This window comes from Enterococcus sp. VV15 (genome assembly GCF_005236045.1).
Lineage (GTDB): Bacteria > Bacillota > Bacilli > Lactobacillales > Enterococcaceae > Enterococcus_B > Enterococcus_B durans.
This window is the reverse complement of the sequence record NZ_QPTY01000116.1, coordinates 1-552: the sequence shown is the minus strand read 5'-3', so window position 1 is coordinate 552 and position 552 is coordinate 1. Positions and strand designations below refer to the sequence as shown.

General features: G+C 29.2%; 1 protein-coding gene. It reads right to left on the bottom strand.

Translation table 11 applies throughout. The features are described 5' to 3' along the window. Positions 1-201 precede the first annotated feature (201 nt). A partial coding sequence (locus DVW83_RS15130; RefSeq protein WP_161569468.1) for a hypothetical protein occupies positions 202-552 on the bottom strand: 351 nt, incomplete at its 5' end.

Here is a 552-nt window from a genome sequence, read left to right as displayed (position 1 = left end):
TCGTAGGTTCGAGTCCTACAGGGTACATAAATTAAGTCAAGTCAGATTATTAGGAATTAAATAAAATAAGTGGTACATTTAGTTGCAAATAATATTGACTGCATCATTAGTATCATGCTAAACTAATATTAGCTCAACTCCCATGTTGTAGAAGGAGTTTCTAAAAGCGTATCTCGTCTAAGAGATATGCTTTTTGCTTGTTTATACTTTGTATCTTTCATAGTCTTTTATTTTTTTTGCTAAAGTATGGTCATATTCAATATAAAATGAAGTAACTAATAATATATAATCTCTTCTGACTTCTAGTACAATAAGGAATCTATCTTTGTCATTTAATAAATGTAACCTATTTCCTTTTATATATATCTTCAAACAATTGAGTCCACATACTATTGGATGGTTAGTCATTATAGTTGGTTTAATCCAACACAATCGTTCACATCTTCTTAAATCAGGTGTTCTTTCACCATCTTTATTCCATTCTTTGCAAGTAAAATGATAAAAAGATTCTTCTTTTTCTAAATAACGAGGATGGGACCTCATAGTGATTTT